Consider the following 772-nt stretch of genomic DNA (forward strand, 5'->3'; position numbering starts at 1 on the left):
CGACCGCGTGGGCGGGGTCCAAGGCGGCGTGGCCGAGCAGGCGCTGGTACGCGGTGCGGGGCTTGTCGTACGTCCGTCTCTTGCGCCCGGACCGGCCTGTGGCGTAGCCGTTGGCCTTGACCATCGGCAACAGGTGGTTCTTGCGCTGGTCCACCAGAACCCAGAGCTCGTTGAGTAGCGCCATTTCCTCCGGACCCTCGTAGCGGTACCGGAAGGCGTGCCGGCGCACCCAGTCGCCGTTGCGCTGCTCGACGTGGGCATTGTCGTTGTGCTTGTAGGGCCGCGCCCTCGTGAGGTGAATCCCCCGGAGCTCGGCCCACTCGATGAGCTGGACGTTCACGAACTCGCCCCCGTTGTCGAAGTCCAGCCCTCGCAACGGGTAGGGCAGGGCCTCGACCAGCGCAGCGACGCCGGCGACGACATTGCGGTGGCCCCGGTTCCTGACCGTCGTGTTCGCTGTCCATCCCGTGAACACGTCGGTCAGCGTGATCGAGTACAGGAACTCCCCCTGGAGGCTGTGGCCGCAGTGCGCGACGGTGTCGACCTCGAAGAAGCCCGGTTCCTGCTCCATGGGCGTCCCGGACCACCGGACCTCGATCTCCGAGCGCAACATCAACCCCGGCCGGGTCGAGGACAAGCCCGCCGCCGGATACCGCGCGTCGCGCAACGGTTTCAGGTACCGGTCCAGCGTGGCCGCCGACATCGAGACCAGCTCGTCCCACACGGCGTCGTCCAGGAACCCGGCCGCCGGCCCGAGCTCACCGAACCGCTC

General features: G+C 68.7%; 1 protein-coding gene. It reads right to left on the minus strand.

Annotated features, from left to right (window positions below; all coding sequences use genetic code 11):
- The coding region (locus ACHAAJ_RS15555; RefSeq protein WP_435729155.1) for an integrase catalytic domain-containing protein at nucleotides 1-772 on the minus strand (772 nt) is incomplete at both ends.

The organism is Arthrobacter arnarulunnguaqae (assembly GCF_051262515.1).
In the GTDB taxonomy this organism is placed as follows: Bacteria; Actinomycetota; Actinomycetes; order Actinomycetales; family Micrococcaceae; genus Arthrobacter_N.